Annotated in this window: 21 protein-coding genes; all 21 read left to right on the top strand. The window is 46.7% G+C overall.

Annotation, left to right across the window (positions count from 1 at the left end):
* Positions 1-35 precede the first annotated feature (35 nt).
* Complete coding sequence (gene fliL / locus L2755_RS13840) at positions 36-551, top strand: flagellar basal body-associated protein FliL (RefSeq protein ID WP_248981274.1); 516 nt, start codon at positions 36-38, stop codon at positions 549-551.
* 53 nt (positions 552-604) lie between these two features.
* The gene (gene fliM / locus L2755_RS13835) at positions 605-1633 is read left to right on the top strand and encodes a flagellar motor switch protein FliM (protein ID WP_248981273.1); all 1029 of its coding nucleotides are present in this window, start codon (positions 605-607) and stop codon (positions 1631-1633) included.
* A 12-nt stretch (positions 1634-1645) separates the two neighbouring features.
* Positions 1646-2026: a flagellar motor switch protein FliN gene (gene fliN / locus L2755_RS13830; RefSeq protein ID WP_248981272.1), complete on the top strand. Its 381-nt coding sequence runs from the start codon at positions 1646-1648 to the stop codon at positions 2024-2026.
* Positions 2027-2037: 11 nt separating this feature from the next.
* A complete protein-coding gene (fliO, locus tag L2755_RS13825) occupies positions 2038-2412 on the top strand; it encodes a flagellar biosynthetic protein FliO (protein ID WP_248981271.1) in 375 nt (124 codons plus the stop codon).
* Positions 2409-3158: a flagellar type III secretion system pore protein FliP gene (gene fliP, locus L2755_RS13820; protein ID WP_248981270.1), complete on the top strand. Its 750-nt coding sequence runs from the start codon at positions 2409-2411 to the stop codon at positions 3156-3158. Before fliO ends, fliP begins: the two co-directional genes overlap by 4 nt.
* A gap of 63 nt (positions 3159-3221) precedes the next feature.
* On the top strand, positions 3222-3491 hold the full coding sequence (gene fliQ / locus L2755_RS13815) for a flagellar biosynthesis protein FliQ (RefSeq protein ID WP_248981269.1): 270 nt from the start codon (positions 3222-3224) through the stop codon (positions 3489-3491).
* 67 nt (positions 3492-3558) lie between these two features.
* On the top strand, positions 3559-4359 hold the full coding sequence (fliR, locus tag L2755_RS13810; RefSeq protein WP_248981268.1) for a flagellar biosynthetic protein FliR: 801 nt from the start codon (positions 3559-3561) through the stop codon (positions 4357-4359).
* A complete protein-coding gene (gene flhB, locus L2755_RS13805) occupies positions 4359-5492 on the top strand; it encodes a flagellar biosynthesis protein FlhB (RefSeq protein WP_248981267.1) in 1134 nt (377 codons plus the stop codon). The genes fliR and flhB overlap by 1 nt, the downstream gene beginning before the upstream one ends.
* 271 nt (positions 5493-5763) lie before the next feature.
* Positions 5764-7863 carry a flagellar biosynthesis protein FlhA gene (gene flhA / locus L2755_RS13800; protein WP_248981266.1) on the top strand — a complete coding sequence of 700 codons (2100 nt, stop codon included), beginning with the start codon at positions 5764-5766 and terminating at the stop codon, positions 7861-7863.
* Positions 7864-7874: 11 nt separating this feature from the next.
* Positions 7875-9275: a flagellar biosynthesis GTPase FlhF gene (gene flhF / locus L2755_RS13795; protein ID WP_248981265.1), complete on the top strand. Its 1401-nt coding sequence runs from the start codon at positions 7875-7877 to the stop codon at positions 9273-9275.
* Positions 9276-9279: 4 nt separating this feature from the next.
* Positions 9280-10161 (top strand): MinD/ParA family protein, encoded by an 882-nt coding sequence (locus tag L2755_RS13790; protein WP_248981264.1) that lies wholly within the window; start codon positions 9280-9282, stop codon positions 10159-10161.
* Positions 10154-10873, top strand: a complete 720-nt coding sequence (locus L2755_RS13785) for an RNA polymerase sigma factor FliA (RefSeq protein ID WP_248981263.1) — start codon at positions 10154-10156, stop codon at positions 10871-10873. The genes L2755_RS13790 and L2755_RS13785 overlap by 8 nt, the downstream gene beginning before the upstream one ends.
* A 41-nt stretch (positions 10874-10914) precedes the next feature.
* A complete protein-coding gene (cheY, locus tag L2755_RS13780) occupies positions 10915-11298 on the top strand; it encodes a chemotaxis response regulator CheY (protein ID WP_248981262.1) in 384 nt (127 codons plus the stop codon).
* Between the two features lie 13 nt (positions 11299-11311).
* Positions 11312-12049, top strand: coding sequence for a protein phosphatase CheZ (locus tag L2755_RS13775; RefSeq protein WP_248981261.1), 738 nt, complete (start codon positions 11312-11314; stop codon positions 12047-12049).
* A gap of 13 nt (positions 12050-12062) precedes the next feature.
* Positions 12063-14216, top strand: a complete 2154-nt coding sequence (locus L2755_RS13770) for a chemotaxis protein CheA (protein ID WP_248981260.1) — start codon at positions 12063-12065, stop codon at positions 14214-14216.
* 95 nt (positions 14217-14311) lie between these two features.
* Positions 14312-15454: a protein-glutamate methylesterase/protein-glutamine glutaminase gene (locus tag L2755_RS13765; RefSeq protein WP_248981259.1), complete on the top strand. Its 1143-nt coding sequence runs from the start codon at positions 14312-14314 to the stop codon at positions 15452-15454.
* The gene (locus L2755_RS13760) at positions 15447-16328 is read left to right on the top strand and encodes a hypothetical protein (protein ID WP_248981258.1); all 882 of its coding nucleotides are present in this window, start codon (positions 15447-15449) and stop codon (positions 16326-16328) included. The genes L2755_RS13765 and L2755_RS13760 overlap by 8 nt, the downstream gene beginning before the upstream one ends.
* A 63-nt stretch (positions 16329-16391) precedes the next feature.
* Positions 16392-17183, top strand: coding sequence for a ParA family protein (locus L2755_RS13755; protein WP_248981257.1), 792 nt, complete (start codon positions 16392-16394; stop codon positions 17181-17183).
* On the top strand, positions 17167-18045 hold the full coding sequence (locus L2755_RS13750; RefSeq protein ID WP_248981256.1) for a chemotaxis protein CheW: 879 nt from the start codon (positions 17167-17169) through the stop codon (positions 18043-18045). Before L2755_RS13755 ends, L2755_RS13750 begins: the two co-directional genes overlap by 17 nt.
* Before the next feature lie 185 nt (positions 18046-18230).
* Complete coding sequence (locus tag L2755_RS13745; RefSeq protein ID WP_248981255.1) at positions 18231-18722, top strand: chemotaxis protein CheW; 492 nt, start codon at positions 18231-18233, stop codon at positions 18720-18722.
* 531 nt (positions 18723-19253) lie between these two features.
* Positions 19254-19661 (top strand): DUF2802 domain-containing protein, encoded by a 408-nt coding sequence (locus tag L2755_RS13740; RefSeq protein WP_283102834.1) that lies wholly within the window; start codon positions 19254-19256, stop codon positions 19659-19661.
* Positions 19662-20189: the final 528 nt, after the last annotated feature.

The raw sequence follows: 20189 nt of genomic DNA, 5'->3' as shown, positions 1-20189 counted from the left end.
AGCAACAGCATTGGTGCTCCAGTTAGGGAAAGCAGATGGCAGAAGAACAATCATTAGAGCTCGAGGTCAGTAACGAGCCAAAAAGTAACAAAAAGTTAATCATGTTTGGCAGTATCGCAGCCGTGCTTATCATCATCATCCTTGTGACGTTATGGATGTTATTCAGTGGTGATGACGCCTCTGATCAGGCCGATGGTCAATCTACGGTTGCGACAGAGACTGCAAATCAGGGAGAAGCCTTTTACGCTGCTATGCCGCGGCCTTTTCTGTTTAACTTGCCAAGTAATGGCCGCACTCGACTCGTTGAAATAAAAGTGCAGCTAATGGTGCGTGGCAAGGACGATGACATATTGATTAAAAAGCATATACCCCTGCTTGAAGATGCGCTATTGACCACATTTAGTGGCTCAGATGTGCAAAAACTCAGCACACTAGCAGGCAAGGATGAGGTGCGTCTTTTAGCGCTGCTGAATGTGCAAAACACCTTACAGCCTATTATTGGTCGTAAAGTGGTTGAAAAAGTATTATTTACCGGCTTTGTGATGCAGTAAGTGTGCACGGCTTTTTGTAAACCAAACGTTTTTATATAGGCAAAGGCAATATCGTGAGTGATTTATTAAGCCAAGACGAAATTGATGCGCTACTACACGGTGTAGATGACGTTGAAGAGGATATGATTGAGGACGACGAACTTGACGCTCGTTCTTATGATTTCTCTTCCCAAGACCGTATTGTACGTGGCCGAATGCCAACGCTTGAGATTGTTAACGAGCGCTTTGCTCGCCACTTGCGTATTAGCATGTTTAACATGATGCGCCGCGCGGCTGAAGTGTCAATCAACGGCGTACAAATGCTCAAGTTTGGTGAATACGTTCATACCCTGTTCGTCCCAACCAGCTTAAACATGGTGCGCTTTAGTCCTTTAAAAGGCACGGCGCTGATCACCATGGAAGCGAGACTGGTGTTTATCTTGGTCGATAACTTTTTTGGTGGTGATGGGCGTTTCCACGCCAAAATTGAAGGCCGAGAATTTACCCCTACTGAGCGCCGTATTGTTCAACTGCTACTAAAAATCATTTTTGAAGATTATAAAGAAGCTTGGGCACCGGTGATGGATGTTGAGTTTGATTATCTCGACTCTGAAGTTAACCCAGCGATGGCGAACATTGTTAGCCCGACCGAAGTGGTGGTGGTAAGTTCATTCCATATCGAAGTCGACGGTGGTGGCGGCGATTTCCATATCACCATGCCGTACTCGATGATTGAGCCTATCCGCGAGTTACTCGATGCGGGTGTACAAAGTGATACCCAAGATACGGATATGCGTTGGTCACTGGCATTACGAGACGAGATCATGGATGTCGATGTTGGTATTGATGCCACGGTCGTTGAACATAAACTGACCTTGCGTGAAGTGCTTGCGTTTAAAGCGGGCGATGTTATTCCCGTTGAACTGCCCGAACATATTATTCTTAAAGTAGAAGATCTTCCCACTTATCGTTGTAAGATGGGGAAAACAAAAGAGAATCTTGCATTAAAAATTTGTGAAAAAATTCCTCGACCGGAGACGGTTAAGTCAGAGTTGCAGTTGGTTACGCACAAAGGCAAGCCACGCGAACGTTCTGAGATATAAGGTGATAAGTTAATGAGTACAGATACAGGTGATGATTGGGCTGCAGCAATGGCTGAACAAGCAATTGAAGAAGCACAAGCGGTAGAACTCGATGAGTTTAGTAGTGATCCTTCTCCGTTCAGCGAATCGGAAGCGTCAAAACTGGATGCGATAATGGATATTCCAGTGACCATCTCGATGGAAGTGGGCCGTAGTTTTATCAATATTCGAAACTTACTGCAGTTGAATCAAGGCTCAGTGGTTGAGTTAGATCGCGTCGCTGGCGAGCCACTTGATGTTATGGTCAATGGCACCTTAATCGCCCATGGTGAGGTGGTGGTGGTTAATGACAAGTTTGGTATTCGTTTAACCGACGTTATCAGTCAAACCGAGCGTATTAAAAAGCTTAAATAAAAGGATTAGCAATGAGTTTTCAGCTGGTATTCGCTAGCCTTAGCACTGTTGCCGCCACTGCAGAAAAGTCGGCGGCACCCTCGAGTATTGCCACTCTTGCCAGTATGGTCGGAGGGCTAATCGTCGTTTTGCTACTCATTTTTGCCTTAGCTTATATGGTTAAGCGACTTAATTTAGTGCCAAGCAGTCAAGGGGTGCTCAAAACACTCGCCGTAACCCCACTCGGGCAGAAAGAAAAGCTGGTATTAGTCGAAGTCGACGGCCAGCAATATCTGCTTGGCGTCACGCCACATCAAGTCAATGTGGTCGATAAACTCACCACACCGGTACAATTATCTAAAGACTCTTTTGCGAGTCGTTTACGTCAAGCGAAGACGTCACAATGATAAAATGGATTATGTTATTTGCTGGACTTACGCTGTCTTTGCTCTCTCCGACGGCCCTCGCTGCAACGGGTATTTTACCCGCGGTGACGGTATCGACCGGGGCTGATGGCTCAACGCAGTATTCAGTAACCATGCAGATTTTGCTGTTGATGACGGCGCTGAGCTTTATTCCCGCCGCCGTCATTATGTTGACCTCATTCACCCGAATTATCGTGGTACTGTCTATTTTGCGACAAGCGATTGGACTGCAGCAGGCACCGTCTAACCAAATTTTAATCGGCATCAGCATGTTTATGACGTTTTTTATCATGTCGCCGGTGTTTGACAAAATCTATGAGCAAGCGGTTAAACCCTATATTGAACAGGGAATGCCGATCGAACAGGCGTTCAATACCGGTAAAGGCCCGTTGAAAGCATTTATGCTGTCACAAACCCGCTTGACTGATTTAGATACCTTTATCGAAATCTCTGGCTATCAGAACATTAATGAGCCTGAAGATGCGCCGATGAGCGTGATCATTCCCGCTTTTATCACCAGTGAGCTTAAGACGGCATTCCAAATTGGCTTTATGTTGTTCGTGCCATTTTTGGTATTAGATCTCGTGGTGGCCAGTATTTTGATGGCGATGGGTATGATGATGCTGTCGCCGATGATTGTCTCCTTGCCGTTTAAGATAATGCTGTTCGTACTGGTTGATGGCTGGAGCTTAGTCATGGGCACCTTAGCCAATAGCTTCGGATTATAGGTAGGCTATGACTCCTGAAAGGTTAGCAGCCACAGTTTCTCGCTTGTTTATTGGAGATAGGCTATGACTCCAGAAGCCCTCATTGATATTTTTCGTGAAGCGCTAGCCGTTATTGTCACCATGGTCTCGATGATTATTGTGCCAGGTTTGATAGTCGGTTTGGTTGTGGCAGTTTTTCAGGCGGCGACTTCAATTAACGAGCAAACATTGAGTTTCTTACCGCGACTACTGACGACGTTATTGGGCTTGATGTTCATGGGCCATTTACTGGTGCAAACCATGATGGAGTTTTTTCTACAGATGGTAAATATGATCCCGCAGGTTATCGGCTAGTGATGCACTGCATGGGGCTACCGCTCCAAGAGCCATTCTATTCGTGCAAAGATGCGGCGCTGTAACGATGGATATCTTACTGGATACTATCATGAGCGGAATTGCTGGCTACATGTGGCCACTAACACGCATATCGAGCATGTTTATGGTGATGGCTGTTTTTGGTGCCAATACCACACCATCTCGAGTCAGATTAATGTTATCACTGGCGGTTACCGCCGCCATAGTGCCTGTTTTACCGCCAATGCCTAATATTGAATTGTTCTCCTTAAGTGCCGTTTTTGTGACGTTTCAGCAGATCATTATTGGCGTGTCGATGGGCTTTGCCACTCTATTGTTAATGCAAACCTTTGTATTAACAGGGCAGATCATTGGTATGCAAACAAGTTTGGGTTTTGCCTCTATGATCGATCCCAGCTCCGGTCAACAAACCCCGGTAGTCGCCAACTTTTTCTTACTACTGACGACATTGATATTTCTCGCCGTAGATGGGCACCTAGTGCTGATAAAAATGGTGGTGGCCAGTTTTGACTCCATTCCGGTGTCGATGGAGGGCCTTAGCCTATCCAGTTACCGCTTGTTCAGCGAATTTGTTGGCTACATGTTTGGCGCAGCGTTAACCATGTCGTTGTCGGCGATTGTGGCACTGCTAACCATTAACCTCTCATTTGGGGTAATGACACGCGCCTCCCCCCAGTTGAACATCTTCTCCATTGGTTTCCCTGTCACCATGGTCAGTGGCCTGTTTATTCTATGGCTTACGTTGACGCCGATCATGGCTCATTTCGGTGAGGTATGGCGTGAAACGCAGATCTTGCTGTGTAACGTACTCGAGCTACAGTGTACTTTGGATGGCGGGCTTTATTAATGGCTGAGAATGACAGCAGTCAAGAAAAAACCGAGCAAGCAACCTCCAGAAAGTTGCAACAGGCCAAAGACAAAGGGCAGGTTGCACGCTCCAAAGATTTAGGCACCTCCGCGGTGCTTATTGCGGCTTCGGTAGGGTTAGTCATGACTGGCCCCAGCATTGCCAAGGCGTTGCACACTATTATGATCAACTTGTTTGTCATGACCCGCGAGGAGATTTTTGACACCCGGCAGATGATGAATATTTGGAGCATGGTCGGTAACGAGTTAGCGGCACCGCTGTTGGGGTTTATCGCCTTTCTCGCTCTCATTGCTTTCGTGGGTAACATCGCGCTCGGGGGCATGTCTTTTTCTGGCAAAGCCTGCATGCCAAAATCCAGTAAAATGAACCCAGCTAAAGGCTTAAAACGCATGTTCGGTGTGCAAGCTGTGGTGGAACTGACCAAAGGTATTGCTAAGTTCTCTGTGGTGGCGATAACGGCTTATTCAGTGCTTAACATCTATCTCGATGATATTTTGATGCTGTCGCAGGATCACCTGCCCGGTAATATCTATCATGCTCTTGATCTCGTCTCGTGGATTTTCATCTTACTGTGCGCATCAACATTCTTAATCGTTGCCATCGATGTTCCCTATCAAATTTGGAATCACAGCAAAGAGTTGAAGATGACCAAGCAAGAGGTGAAAGACGAATATAAGGATACCGAAGGTAAACCAGAGGTTAAGGGCCGTATCCGTCAGTTGCAGCAAGAGATGGCTCAGCGACGCATGATGGGGGAGGTGCCCAATGCCGATGTCATTGTGGTTAACCCCGAACATTACGCCGTAGCCGTTAAATATGATGCGGCTAAATCTACCGCGCCTTTTGTGGTGGCTAAAGGGGTCGATGAGGTGGCATTTAAGATCCGTGAAATAGCCCGCGAGCATGATGTAGCGATTGTGACTGCCGCGCCGTTAGCCCGTGCTATTTACCATACTACGAAAATCGACCAAGAGATCCCCGAAGGGCTATTTACCGCCGTCGCTCAGGTGCTTGCCTATGTATTTCAGCTGCGACAATTCCAAAAAGGTAAAGGGCGACGCCCCAATGCCGTCCCGACAAAACAGCCCATTCCCGATGAGTTAAAACACTAAGCTAGCGTATCGACTCAGTGTCTAAAAATATTTGCCTAGTCTTGATTAGGGGATTGTGGCGTACCGTTTGTCGCTAGTTCGCATTTATTGCATTATACAGTATGAAAAACAGTCAGTTGTTTAGCTATCCATTCTTTGGTTATTGGTTTCAGGTTATAGTGTCCGACGCTCTACGATGTGAGCAGATTGAGCTTGTTTATTTTATTTTTTCTACTATTGGTACTGATTTTGCAGTACAGCTAACAAGCGTCAAAGATTGGACTCAGGGTGAATGGAACTTAAAGCAAGTTTAGGGCAATTAAAACAATTAAAGCCCGCACAATTTAAAGGATTGGGTACTCCCATATTGGTTTTAGCCGCCCTGGCTATGATCACTTTGCCCATGCCTGCCTTTCTGCTGGATATTCTGTTTGCCTTTAACATTGCACTCGCCTTAGTGGTGTTACTTGTGGCTATTTATAGTGACCGGCCACTGGATTTTGCTGCCTTCCCTACCGTCCTCCTCATCGCCACACTGCTGCGACTGGCACTTAACGTAGCCTCTACTCGAGTGGTGTTACTCGAGGGCCACAATGGTGGTGATGCCGCGGGTAAAGTGATTGAAGCCTTTGGCTCGGTGGTGATCGGTGGCAACTATGCCGTCGGTCTAGTGGTGTTTTTAATTCTAATTATCATTAACTTCGCGGTTGTGACCAAGGGTGCTGGTCGTATCTCTGAAGTTAGTGCTCGCTTTACGCTTGATGCGATGCCAGGTAAGCAGATGGCGATTGATGCCGACCTCAATGCCGGCCTGTTAAGCCAAGAAGAAGCACGTACAAGACGCGCCGAAGTGACCCGTGAAGCCGATTTTTATGGTGCGATGGATGGTGCGTCAAAATTTGTAAAGGGTGATGCGATTGCCGGCATATTGATTCTGGTGATCAATATCCTCGGCGGTTTTGTTATCGGTATGGCTCAGCACGGCCTCAGTTTTTCAGATGCCATCGAAATTTATACACTGCTGACCATTGGTGACGGCCTCGTTGCGCAAATCCCTGGTCTTTTGTTGTCAATTGCCGCTGCCTTAATGGTGACTCGCCAGAATGAATCGGGCGATATGGGCGATATGATGATGAGCCAGATGTTTGACAGCCCCAAAGCACTGGCCATTGCCGCCGCGGTTATGTTTGTGATGGGTATCGTGCCTGGAATGCCACATTTTGTCTTTATATCGCTTGCCGCTATTGCTGGCGGTTCTGCTTATTTGATTAACAAAAAGAAAGCGACAGACCGCGAACGGGCATTGGAACTGGCAAAATCAGGCCCGGTTGAGAAGCGTGATACTCAACCTAAAGAGTTAAGTTGGGATGATGTTCAACATGTTGACACCATAGGTCTTGAAGTGGGTTATCGGTTAATCCCCTTGGTGGACAAAGGTCAGGGCGGCGAGCTACTGGGCAGAATTAAAGGCGTGCGCAAAAAATTATCGCAAGAGTTAGGTTTCTTAGTCCCTGCTGTGCATATTCGCGACAACTTGGATTTATCACCCAATGCTTATCGGATCTCGTTAATGGGGGTGTCTTCGGGTGAAGGCGAAATTCGCCACGATTGCGAGCTGGCGATTAACCCCGGACAGGTGTTTGGCAAGCTTGATGGTATTGAAACCACCGATCCTGCCTTTGGTTTAGAAGCGGTATGGATTGCACCTGAGCTTAGAGAACATGCGCAGACCTTAGGCTATACCGTTGTCGACTCTGCCACGGTAGTGGCCACTCACATCAGCCAACTGCTCACCAATAACGCGTCTAAATTACTGGGCTATGAAGAGGTTCAGCAGTTACTGGATATGTTAGCTAAAAATGCGCCCAAGTTGGTTGATGGCTTTATTCCCGATGTTATGCCGCTGGGTACCGTGGTTAAGGTGATGCAAAACTTACTTAACGAAGGTGTGTCGATTCGAGACATGAAGACCATAGTACAAACATTATTAGAGTACGGACCAAAGAGTGCTGATACCGAAGTGCTTACCGCCGCCGTGCGAATAGCGTTAAAGAGAATGATCATACAAGAGATCAGCGGACCTGAATTAGAGATCCCTGTCATTACTTTGGCGCCAGAGTTGGAACAGATGTTGCATCAGTCTATGCAAGCGACGGGAGGCGACGGTCCTAATATAGAACCAAGCCTCGCAGAGCGTATGCAGAAGTCATTGGTTGATGCCACACAGCGGCAAGAAATGGTCGGCCAACCAGCAATATTACTCACATCCGGCATGCTACGTTCAACGTTGTCGAGATTTGTTAAGCATACGATTCCAAATCTGAGGGTGATCTCCTACCAAGAGGTTCCTGATGAAAAACAGATACGCATCGTATCCGCTGTTGGGCAGTAGAGGGCGAATAATTGAAGATTAAGAGATTTTTAGCAAAAGATATGCGCTCGGCCCTAGCCCAAGTCAAAGAAACTTTGGGCTCAGACGCTGTCATCATGTCGAATAAGAAAGTGACTGGCGGGATTGAAATTGTTGCGGCGGTGGATTATGACGATCCAAAACCACAGATCCCAGCTGCAGCGCCGTCACCAGCAGCCTTTACTGACCTTAGCGATGAAAAAGTCACCCTAGGGTCGCGTGCCAATGTGAAGACAGAAACTCGCGCTAAAACAACGCCAGCACCTGATTCACTACAAGCATTACTTGAGCGCCAACAAAGCCGCCTCAGCCAGCACACATCGGCAACGCGCAGCGACGAGCTCGATATGCCTCAATGGGCTAAGGGCTTGCAAGCACAGGTACCACAAACCAAGCAAGCGGCTAAAGCTGAATTTACGCCTAACAGAGCGCCAGACAGTTTTAGCCCACACAAGCAAAATAACAGTGCTGAAATGGAGGCGATGAAGGAGGAGTTGGCGTCAATCCGTAGTTTATTGACTCATCAAGTCAGCACCTTGATGTCTGAACAAAAGAAACGTATCGACCCCGTGGGTGCGATGTTAGAAAGCAAACTGCTTGAGGCTGAGTTTTCGCCAGCCATCGCCAAAAAGTTGTCGAGTTTGAGTGAACATTATGGCCCGGCAGAACTGGTTGCTTCCTTGCCACGCAGTTTAGCCAATTTACTCGACAATCAAGGTGACGATATTGTGCGTCAAGGTGGTGTGGTCGCCTTTGTGGGTCCAACAGGGGTGGGAAAAACCACCACGGTTGCCAAATTAGCGGCCAGATTTGCTGCGCATCATGGCTCAGATCAAGTCGCATTGATAACAACCGACCATTATCGCATTGGAGCCTTTGAGCAATTGGCAACTTATGGCAAAATAATGGGGTGCCCCGTTAAGCAGGCTCATGATTTTAATGAGTTAGAACAGATTTTGTATCAGTTTAGGAATCGTAAGTTGGTTTTGATTGATACAGCAGGCATGGGGCAGCGAGATCTACGCTTGTTCCAACAACTTGATAATTTAACTGCAAATAGCAGAATACCTATTCGTAGTTATCTGGTAATGTCTGCTACAGGTCAGCGTCGAGTACTAGAAGAGGCTGTAAAACAGTTTACTCGTATCCCGCTTTCAGGCGCGGTACTGACGAAGTTAGATGAATCAGTGTCATTGGCGCCAGCGCTAAGTGTATTGATTCAAAGTGGGTTACCTTTAAGTTATGTGACGGATGGACAACGCGTTCCTGAAGATATCCAAGTGGCTGACACGTTAGCTTTAGCCAATCGAGCATTAGCGGTGTTAGATAACGAACAATTAGAACCATTACAGAATAGTGAACGGTCACACGAGATGACCTATGCATTTGAGTGAAAACATGACTCCCGATCAAGCAAGCGGTTTACGTATGATGAATCAGCCAAATAATGAAAAAGTAAAAGTTATCGCCGTATCAGGTGGTAAAGGTGGCGTTGGTAAAACCAGCGTGTCTATTAACACTGCTGTCGCGTTAGCCGAGAAAGGCAAACGGGTACTGGTTTTGGACGCGGATCTGGGCCTAGCGAACGTCGATGTGATGCTAGGATTGCGCGCCGATAAAAATTTATCTCATGTTTTGTCTGGAGATGCCGAATTAGATGATGTCATCTTAAGAGGACCAAAGGGCATTGGGATCATTCCAGCGACGTCTGGCACGCAATCGATGGTCGAGCTGACTCAGGCACAACATGCAGGTCTTATTCGTGCATTTAGTGAAATGAGAACCCAGTTTGACATCTTAATCGTGGATACAGCAGCCGGTATTTCGGATATGGTGCTGAGTTTTTCTCGTGCATCACAAGATGTATTAATTGTGGTTTGTGATGAACCTACGTCGATTACCGATGCTTACGCATTGATTAAAATTTTGAGCCGTGAACATGGTGTGTTCCGTTTTAAGATTGTCGCCAATATGGTGCGTAGTTTACGGGAAGGGATGGAGCTATTCGCCAAGCTGAGTAAAGTAACGGATAGATTTCTTGATGTTGCATTAGAGCTGGTTGCAACCGTACCTTTCGATGAGAATTTACGTAAGTCTGTTAGAAAGCAAAAGTTGATTGTAGAGATGTTTCCTAAGTCTCCAGCGGCCATTGCTTACCATGGACTGGCGAATAAAATACTCAGCTGGCCTATCCCCTCTCAACCAGGTGGACACTTGGAGTTCTTTGTTGAACGATTAGTGCAACGTCCTAGTTATCAAGAGGATAATTCTGGTGAATAAAGCGGCCGCGTATACTCGTTTTGATAATAAGACCTCTATCGTTGAACAGTATGCACCGCTAGTTAAAAGAATTGCCCATCACTTATTGGCGCGCTTACCGGCGTCAGTGCAGCTAGATGATTTGCTGCAAGCGGGTATGATGGGGCTGTTAGAGGCGTCATCGAAGTTTGATGGTACTAAAGGCGCGAAATTTGAAACCTTTGCTGGGATCAGAATTCGTGGCTCTATGTTAGATGAGATAAGACGTGGCGATTGGGTACCCAGATCGGTACATCGTAATCAACGCCGCGTTGCACAAGTGATTGATGAACTTGGGCAAGAGCTTGGTCGTGATGCACGGGATCCAGAGATTGCTGAGCGACTAGAGATGTCGCTCGACGACTACTACAGCATTTTAAATGATGTGTCTGTGGGTAAAGTTGTTGGGATAGAAGACCTAGGGGTTGCTGTTGATGTGGTTAATCACGACGGTAACCATGATGACGTTGCTTATGAATCGTTAGCTAAAGTCGAATTTCATTCAGCATTAGTGGCGGGAATAAAGCTATTACCAGAGCGAGATGCTCTGGTATTGTCACTGTATTACGATGAAGCGCTAAATTTAAAAGAGATTGGGGCCATTCTTGAGGTCAGTGAGTCTAGAGTCAGCCAGATCCATAGTCAGGCGATGCTAAGACTCAAAGGTAAACTCAAGCACTGGACGCAAACATAACAATAAACGAACACTAAAAATTAAGCTCCGTGGAGGAAACCTTGGACAAGAATATGAAGATTCTTGTTGTTGATGACTTTTCAACAATGAGACGTATCATCAAGAACTTGTTGCGAGACTTGGGATTCAACAACACTCAAGAAGCAGACGATGGTTCGACAGCTTTACCTATGTTACAGAAGGGCGATTTTGATTTTGTCGTCACCGACTGGAACATGCCTGGAATGCAAGGTATTGATTTATTAAAGGCGATTCGTGCCGATGATAATCTAAAGCATCTGCCTGTGCTGATGGTAACAGCGGAAGCTAAACGTGAGCAGATTATTGCTGCCGCGCAAGCTGGCGTTAATGGTTACGTAGTCAAACCGTTTACCGCAGCAACGCTAAAAGAAAAGTTAGAGAAAATTTTCGAGCGATTAGGCTAAGCAGGGATGAGCAATGCAGCAAGATACTTCAGGGCTCATTACTCTCGAGCAAGCTGAGAGCCTCGTCGCGTTACTTCGCGATGGCGAGCAAGCACAAGCCGATGAATTGGTGAGAGAAATTGCTTCACCTATTCAAAAAGAACTCTTTGATGAAGTGGGTCGTTTAACGCGCCAGCTTCACAGTGCAATAGTTGACTTTCAAGTGGATAACCGCTTGGTAGAGCTAGCCAATACCGAAATTCCAGATGCCGAAGAGCGCTTAACCTACGTTATTGATATGACGGAGCAAGCGGCTAATAAGACTATGGATGCGGTTGAAGAGTGTTTACCTTTAGCAAATGCACTAAGCGATAATATTCAAGCGGTGAAACCAGCATGGGGTAAACTCATGCGCCGTGAACTGCCTTTAACTGAATTTAAAGCACTGTGCCATAATATTCAGCAATTTGTAGAAAGAAGCGAATCGGACGCAAACCGAGTTAAAGAACTTCTTAATCAAATATTGCTAGCACAAGACTTCCAAGACCTAACGGGGCAAATGATCCGTCGAGTGATTGAACTCGTCAGAGAAGTTGAGACCAGTTTAGTGTCTATGTTGACGGTCTTTGGTGAGCAGCCTGCATCCATTGCAGCAAGCACACCCTTGCTAGATGTTGAAGCCGAAGGTCCTATTATGAATGCAGAAAAACGTCATGATGTTGTGACGGGTCAAGATGAAGTTGACGATCTGCTTTCGAGTTTAGGTTTTTAAGGGAGTCAAGAGAATGTCCTTTGATGTTGATGAAGAGATACTGCAGGACTTTTTGATCGAAGCTGGTGAGATTATCGAGCTTCTACAAGAACAACTAGTAACGTTAGAGAATAACCCTGACGATAGCGAACTGCTCAATGCCATTTTTAGAGGGTTCCACACTGTAAAAGGTGGTGCGGGTTTCCTCAGTTTGACTCCAATGGTAGATGTCTGCCATGAAGCCGAAAATACCTTCGATCTTTTACGTACCGGTAAGCGGCAAGTCAATGCCAATCTTATGGATGTCATTTTACAAGCTGTCGACGCCATCAATTTTATGTTTACCGAAACTCAGGCGGGACAAACCCAGTCTGCAGCCGATGGGAACTTGTTAGCGCAGCTTAAAACCTTGAGTGCAGGGCAATTGTTACCTTCAGAGATAACGGATGCCCAAGCGAGTCAACAAAGTGACGCGATCATAGAAGCTGCGAGGATTGAACCCGCTAGCGTCGACATAATCACTGGCGGCAGTATTGACGACATCAACGACGCTGAGTTCGAAGCCTTGCTTGATGCTTTACATGGCAATGGTAACAGCCCAGGTGCTGCAGCTGATAATGCAAATGTAGTGACGACCAGCTCCAACGATATTACCGACGATGAATTTGAATCGTTACTTGATGAACTTCATGGTTCCGGTCAGTTTAAAGCACCAGCACCAGCAGCCGCTGTTGTAACGGCAGCTACGCACGTCGTCGATTCCGATGAAATCACTGATGCTGAGTTTGAGCGTTTACTCGATGAACTCCATGGTTCAGGCAGTAGCCCAAGCGCATCGGCTGCAGCGGAAACGACACCAACTAATGTCAGCGCAGCCCCGGTTGTACAAGCCATCATTACATCACAGCAAGCGCCAGTAGCAAAGCCTGAGATCAAGCCAGAGTTAAAACCAGTCGCCCCTGTGCAAGCCAAGCCAAAGCCTAAAGCGGCTGCTAATAATATGCCCCAGGCGGAAACAACAGTTCGAGTCGATACCTCAAGGCTTGATCAGATCATGAACATGGTCGGAGAGTTGGTGCTGGTACGTAATCGCTTGTTGAGTCTTGGGGTATCCCGAGATGACGAAGAGATGTCAAAGGCACTGGCAAACTTAGATTTGGTTACCGCTGATCTGCAAGGTGCGGTAATGAAAACGCGCATGCAGCCGATTAAGAAAGTCTTTGGCCGTTTTCCGCGAGTGGTGAGAGATTTAGCCCGTAGCCTAAATAAAGAGATTGACCTTATTATGGTGGGTGAAGACACCGACCTTGATAAGAACTTAGTGGAAGCATTAGCCGATCCGTTGGTGCATTTGGTCAGAAACTCGGTTGATCATGGTATTGAAATGCCTGATGAACGTGAAGCAAGCGGCAAGGCTCGTTCTGGTACGATTACCCTTTCTGCAAGTCAAGAAGGCGACCATATCCTGCTTAAAATCGAGGATGATGGTGCCGGGATGGATCCTGGCAAGCTGAAAGATATTGCCATCAGCCGCGGTGTGCTTGATGAAGAAGCTGCTGCGAGAATGAGTGATGAAGAAGCCTATAATCTGATTTTTGCCCCAGGTTTCTCTACCAAAGTAGAGGTCTCGGACATATCAGGGCGTGGTGTTGGCATGGACGTTGTCAAAACCCGTATTGCCCAGTTGAACGGCACGGTTTTCATCGACTCCCATAAAGGCAAAGGGACACGTTTAGAAATTAAAGTACCGCTAACCTTAGCCATTATGCCGACGCTCATGGTCGAAGTGGCCGAACAAGTATTTGCATTACCATTGTCTAGTGTGAATGAAATATTCCACTTAGACCTGACTAAAACCCATGTGGTTGATGGTCAACTAACGGTCATAGTGCGTGATAAAGCGGTACCACTGTTTTATTTAGAGCATTGGCTGGCACGCAGTCGCTCGACGTTGACCCATGGTGACAAACAGCACGGACATGTGGTGATAGTGCAGCTGGGAACAATGCAAATAGGATTTGTGGTTGATTCATTAATAGGACAGGAAGAGGTGGTCATTAAGCCACTAGGCACCCTGTTACATGGTACGCCGGGAATGGCGGGGGCAACAATTACCTCCGACGGCGGTATCGCGCTGATTTTGGACGTTCCAGGTCTACTAAAGCACTACGCTCGCAATAAAAGTTAGCGTTTCAATAAGGGAGTAAGGAGAAAGTATACTTTCAACTTATTCCTTTTTGCGTAGTGGCAAAAGCAGGAACCCCATGCGTTATAGGAATTTAAATGGGTATTAAAGTACTAGTTGTCGATGATTCGAGTTTTTTTCGGCGACGTGTTAGCGAAATAGTCAGCCAAGATCCAGAGCTGGAAGTGGTGGGAACCGCAGTTAATGGTGCCGAGGCCGTTAAGCTCGCTGCAGAGTTAAATCCGCAAGTGATCACCATGGATATTGAGATGCCCGTCATGGATGGGATCACTGCGGTTAAGCAGATCATGGCCAGTCGGCCAGTGCCCATTTTGATGTTTTCATCATTAACTCACGACGGCGCAAAAGCGACATTAGATGCGCTTGAAGCGGGGGCACTTGATTTTCTTCCCAAACGTTTTGAAGACATCGCCACCAATAAAGATGATGCGATTGCGTTATTACAGCAACGGATCAAAACCTTAGGGCGTCGACGTTTATTTAGACCCGCCGTGCGGCCACAAGCTGCTGCCACAAGAGCGCGCACTAGCATAGCGCAACCCTCAGCGCCTGCACGTACTGGCATTGCAGCAAGTGCCTCATCGCAAGCGCTAGCAGAGCGACCATGCAGCCGTGCAACGGTTGTAGCGCGTGCGAGTGGTAAGAGATACAAAGCCTTGCTTATCGGCACCTCAACCGGTGGACCGGTAGCGCTGCAGAAAGTGCTAACGCAACTGCCAGCAAATTATCCACACCCAATCATCCTTATTCAGCATATGCCAGCGGCGTTTACACCGACGTTTGCAACCCGACTCAATAGCTTGTGTAAGATAGAGGTTAAAGAGGCGCAAAGTGGCGATCAGTTGCGAGCAGGTTGTGCCTATTTGGCTCCCGGCGGTATGCAGATGATGCTGGAACGTGGTGGCAGTTTCGGTCGAATTAAAGTGCTAGCAGGTAAACCTGAGATGAATTACAAGCCAAGCGTCGATATTACCTTCGCCTCAGCGTCTAAGGTCTTTGGCGGCGATGTATTAGCAGTGGTATTAACCGGTATGGGCGCCGATGGCCGAGAAGGTGCGCGCATGCTCAAAACGGCGGGCGCCAATATTTGGGCACAGGATGAAGCGAGTTGTGTGGTTTACGGCATGCCTCAGGCTGTGACCAATGCTGGTATCTCGAGTAAATCCATAGGTATAGAGCAAATGGCCGAGTCCATTCTTAAAGAGACCTTACATGGCTAGTCATATGCAGCAACGAGCGGGTAAAACAAGCATCAAAGGCGCAGTCAATACTGTGTCACTGTTGCTGATATTTTTACTGAGCATTGCTGCATTTAGCTTAGGCTCGCTCTATTTTGAACTCAGGTATAAGCATCAGCTGCTAGTTGCAGAAGTTGCCCAGCTAAAAGACAGCCAAATTTTGTTTATGGTGCCTGATGAACAAGCTGAGGTTATGGCTAATTGGATGGCAGAGAACCCGGTATTTGTACAGTCCTTTATAGCGCGAGCCCGCAAAGGCGAGATAACGACCATGCCAATCGGCGATGGCAGTGTTGAACAAAATATCGCTAAGCAAGCAGTTCAAACGGTCATCAATGCCGCAGTCAATATGGATAGCACGCCCCCCACGTCAGCCTCAAATGAAGTCAGTAATGAAGTCAGTAATGAAACTGCAACAGTGGTGTTGGACGCCGCAGCAGTTGTTATCCCGGCAAAAGTGCAGATGGTCACCGTCGCCGCAAATGACGTCAATAATGAAACTAATATTGAAACTGCAACAGTGGTGTTGGACGCTGCAGCAGTTGTTATCCCGGTAAAAGCACAGATGGTCACCGTCGCCGCAAATGACGTCAATAATGACGTTAATAATGAAACTGCAACAGTGGTATTGGACGCAGCAGCAGTTGTTATCCCGGTAAAAGCGCAGATGGTCGCCGTCGCCGCAAATGAAGTCAGTAATGACGTTAATAATGAAACTGCAACAGTGGTATTGGACGCAGCAGCCGTTGTTATCCCGGTAAAAGCACAGATGCTCACCGTCGCTGCAGATGGAGTGAACTTGATAAGTCTCCCCCATGGTGGGATCAGGATCACAACTCGAACGTTAGAAGAGTAACAGCCGGCTAAGCGCGAGTTAAAGTACCTCTAAGGCGATGGCTAACCCATCATAAGGATCATTTTGAAAATTTGGACCATAGCAAACCAGAAAGGCGGTGTTGGTAAAACAACCACGGTCGCGAGTTTAGCTGGCGCGTTTACCAAGCGAGGTAAACGCGTGTTGATGGTTGATACCGATCCACATGCTTCTTTGGGTTATTATTTGGGGATCGATAGCGAAGAGCTACCTAGCTCTCTATATGATCTGTTCTTAGCAAACAAAAGCTTAAGTAAAGAAAGTATTGGCAATTATATTGTGCCAACCAATGTCCCTGGGCTCGACTTAATACCGTCAACAATGGCATTAGCGACCCTAGACCGCAGTTTGGGTCATCAAGAGGGGATGGGGTTGATTTTAACCAAGGCACTGGCACTGCTAGAAGCGCAATACGATGTGGTATTAATCGATTGCCCACCGGTATTGGGCGTATTAATGGTCAATGCCTTAGCCGCGAGTCAACATATCATTGTGCCAGTACAAACCGAATTTCTAGCGATTAAAGGGCTAGATCGCATGGTGAAAACCATGATCCTTATGGGGCGATCTAAAAAAGTCCACTATAGCTACTCAATTGTGCCAACCATGTTTGATAAACGTACCCGTGCCAGCAATGCCGCGTTGTTACAATTGAATCAAGACTACCAAGACAACTTGTGGTCAGACGTTATTCCCGTAGACACCAAATTCAGAGATGCAAGTTTGAGCCATTTACCCGCTTCACATTACGCGCCGCGCAGCCGCGGCGTAAAAGCTTACGAGCGATTGCTTGATTATTTGCTCGCCAAGGATCTATCTCATGTCAAAATTGGTTGATGACGCGGTATGTGATTATTTCTCTTCGCTGCTTAATGAAACGCCGGTAGCTCAGCGCGTTAACACTGATGAAGCAACAGGATTAAACCATGGCACCTTGAGTGCAGAACTCCGTCCGCAGCAAGGTAACAGTGCTGTGCAGGTTAAAGAGTTTGCCACGGCAGAGGTCGAGGAGCGGATTAATCCCCAGGCGCTAGCTCAGCTATTAGCGCCGGTGTCGGCGCCAGTAGAGCCCAAGCCGGCAGTGACTGCGGTTGCAGAAAAACAGCTAGCAGCAGTAGCGCAAAAACCAGCGTTAATAGCAGCAACGGATCTCAATTCAACGCCAGAAAGTGTCAATAGTGAGCAAATTAATGTTGTGGCGGCGCAGTCATCAGCGACAGCGAAAAGTATGACTAAAGACTTGATTGAGCAGCTAGACGAGGAGTTTCAGGTACTGTTTTTTAAAGTCGCCGGGCTGACGTTAGCGGTACCGTTAGTGAGTTTAGGCGGCATTGTCAATCTTGAACGCATTAGTCATTTGATGGGTCGGCCGAGCTGGTATTTAGGTGTGCAGCAACATCGACAGTCTCAACTTAATGTGGTGGATACTTGCGCTTGGGTAATGCCTGAAAAATATGACCAAACCTTAGCGCAAAATGTGTCCTATAAATACATTGTGCTACTACAAGACAGCAATTGGGGCTTAACCTGTGAATCATTGGTCAACACCTTTAAAATTCATAAGTCTCAAGTTAATTGGCGCAGCCAAGCAGGAAAAAGACCGTGGTTAGCGGGCGTGGTAAAAGAGCAAATGTGCGGCATTTTAAATGTCGATGCATTAATCGCGATGCTAGATTCAGGTCTTGGCAGCCAAGGCTAGGCAGCGGCTAAAACGGTTGGACTGGCATTATTTTGAAATGCCAGTTTAGAAATAGTACAAATAGCCGATAAAAGGCTTAGGTTTGTATTATTTCGATATTAAATTGATTGGTTTGAAGCGCATAGAAAGATATGCTTATTGTGAAATTTAAATAGATAGTCATAGAACTATTGATTGAGGCGATTATGACAAGTTCAAATAGTGTAGCCGTACCGGGCAGTAATGACGATGCGGTATTACAATGGGTGACTTTTAAGTTAGATAATGAAACTTATGGCATCAATGTAATGCAGGTACAAGAAGTGCTGCGTTATACCGATATCGCTCCAGTGCCTGGTGCACCGCACTATGTCCTCGGGATCATTAATCTACGTGGTAATGTGGTTACTGTTATCGATACCCGCTCACGTTTTGGTCTAGCATCGGCAGACGTAAACGACTCTACCCGTATTGTGATTATCGAAGCTGAAAAGCAAGTGATTGGCATCTTGGTCGATAGCGTTGCTGAAGTTGTTTATCTACGCCGTTCAGAGATTGATAATGCACCGAACGTGGGTACTGAAGAGAGTGCTAAGTTTATCCAAGGTGTCAGCAACCGCGATGGCGAGCTATTGATCTTAGTAGATCTTGATAAGCTACTGTCTGATGAAGAGTGGATGGAACTGACACAGATTTAGTCGCGATGGTTTAGAGCCGGCTAAGAGCCGAATAAGCTGAGTCGGTTAAGAGCCGGTTAAGGGCCGAATAAGCTAAGACGGTTTAAGCCGAGAGTAGCTGAGAAGATCCTAGGTACTAGGACGTTCGCCAGCTCACTGCTAGGATGGACTGCGTCCTGCTAGGAAATCAACAGAAAACACCCTTTGGCTTTTGATGTTGATGTTATGCTTTGCTAGCACCTTCTTTTAAAGTAGGTCGGCATTTATGCCGTCGGTTAGCATGGTCGATTGCAATGATTGATGGGCTAAAGCCCAACCTACAGCAGTGTTGTAATGCTTATGTTGGTGTTTACGATTATCTTTTGTAGGTCGGCATTTATGCCGTCGCTTTGCTCTTTTCTAGTTTTCACCGTAAGCGAAGCGTTCCGTAGTGACGAAGTCGCGTGCCGTAAGGCCGCAGACCGTTCGTCTAAGATTTTATACTTTGCTAGAACCTAGAACCTAGAACCTAGAACCTCTAATACTTAATCCCTTTTATTAAAAGAGCCATAAATGATTACTGATGAAGTGTTTATTGTAGCAGCGCTGTTGTTTGTCGTTGCCTTTATCGGCTTGGTTTGGTTTTTACAAAAACAAGCGGAAAAGCTACGCACAAAAGTGGAAGCCTTGACCTTATTGGTTAAAGAGGGCGATAAGCAAAGAGAAGCGGTTAAGCGAGAGCTACAAGAGCTGAGAAGTGGCACTATTGGTGTCGGTCGTAGAGTACTTGAGCTGGAAAAGAAACTACAGCAGCAAGATGCAAAACTGGACGAAGCCAACCAGCAAGATCCACAAGCGAGATTGTATTCCCGAGCGATGAAAATGGTCGATCTTGGCGCTGGCATCGACGAGCTTATCCAAGAGTGTGAATTACCAAAAGCCGAAGCTGAACTGCTGATCCGTTTGCATAGAAAGGGTTGAGAGCCGGTTCAAGCTGAGAAGATCCTAGGTACTAGGACGTTCGCCAGCTCACTGCTAGGATGGACTAGATCCTGCTAGGAAATCAACAGAAAACACCCTTTGGCTTTTGATGCTGATTTTATACTTTGCTAGAACCTAGAACCTAGAACCTAGAACCTTCTTTTAAAGTAGGTCGGCATTTATGCCGTCGGTTAGCATGGTCAATTGCGATGATTGATGGGCTAAAGCCCAACCTACAGCAGTGTTGTAATGCTTATGTTGGTGTTTACGATTATCTTTTGTAGGTCGGCATTTATGCCGTCGCTTTGCTCTTTTCTAGTTTTCACCGTAAGCGAAGCGTTCCGTAGTGATGAAGTCGCGTACCGTAAGGCCGTAGGCCGTTCGTCTAAGATTTTCTCGTCTTTGCTAGAACCTAGCACCTTCTTTTAAAGTAGGTCGGCATTTATGCCGTTGGTTAGCATGGTCGATTGCAATGATTGATGGGCTAAAGCCCAACCTACAGCGGTGTTGTAATGCTTATGTTGGTGT

This window comes from Shewanella abyssi, assembly GCF_023284025.1.
Classification (GTDB): Bacteria; Pseudomonadota; Gammaproteobacteria; order Enterobacterales; family Shewanellaceae; genus Shewanella; species Shewanella abyssi.
The sequence above is the reverse complement of the archived record's forward strand: the minus strand, read 5'-3'. Positions and strand labels throughout refer to the sequence as shown.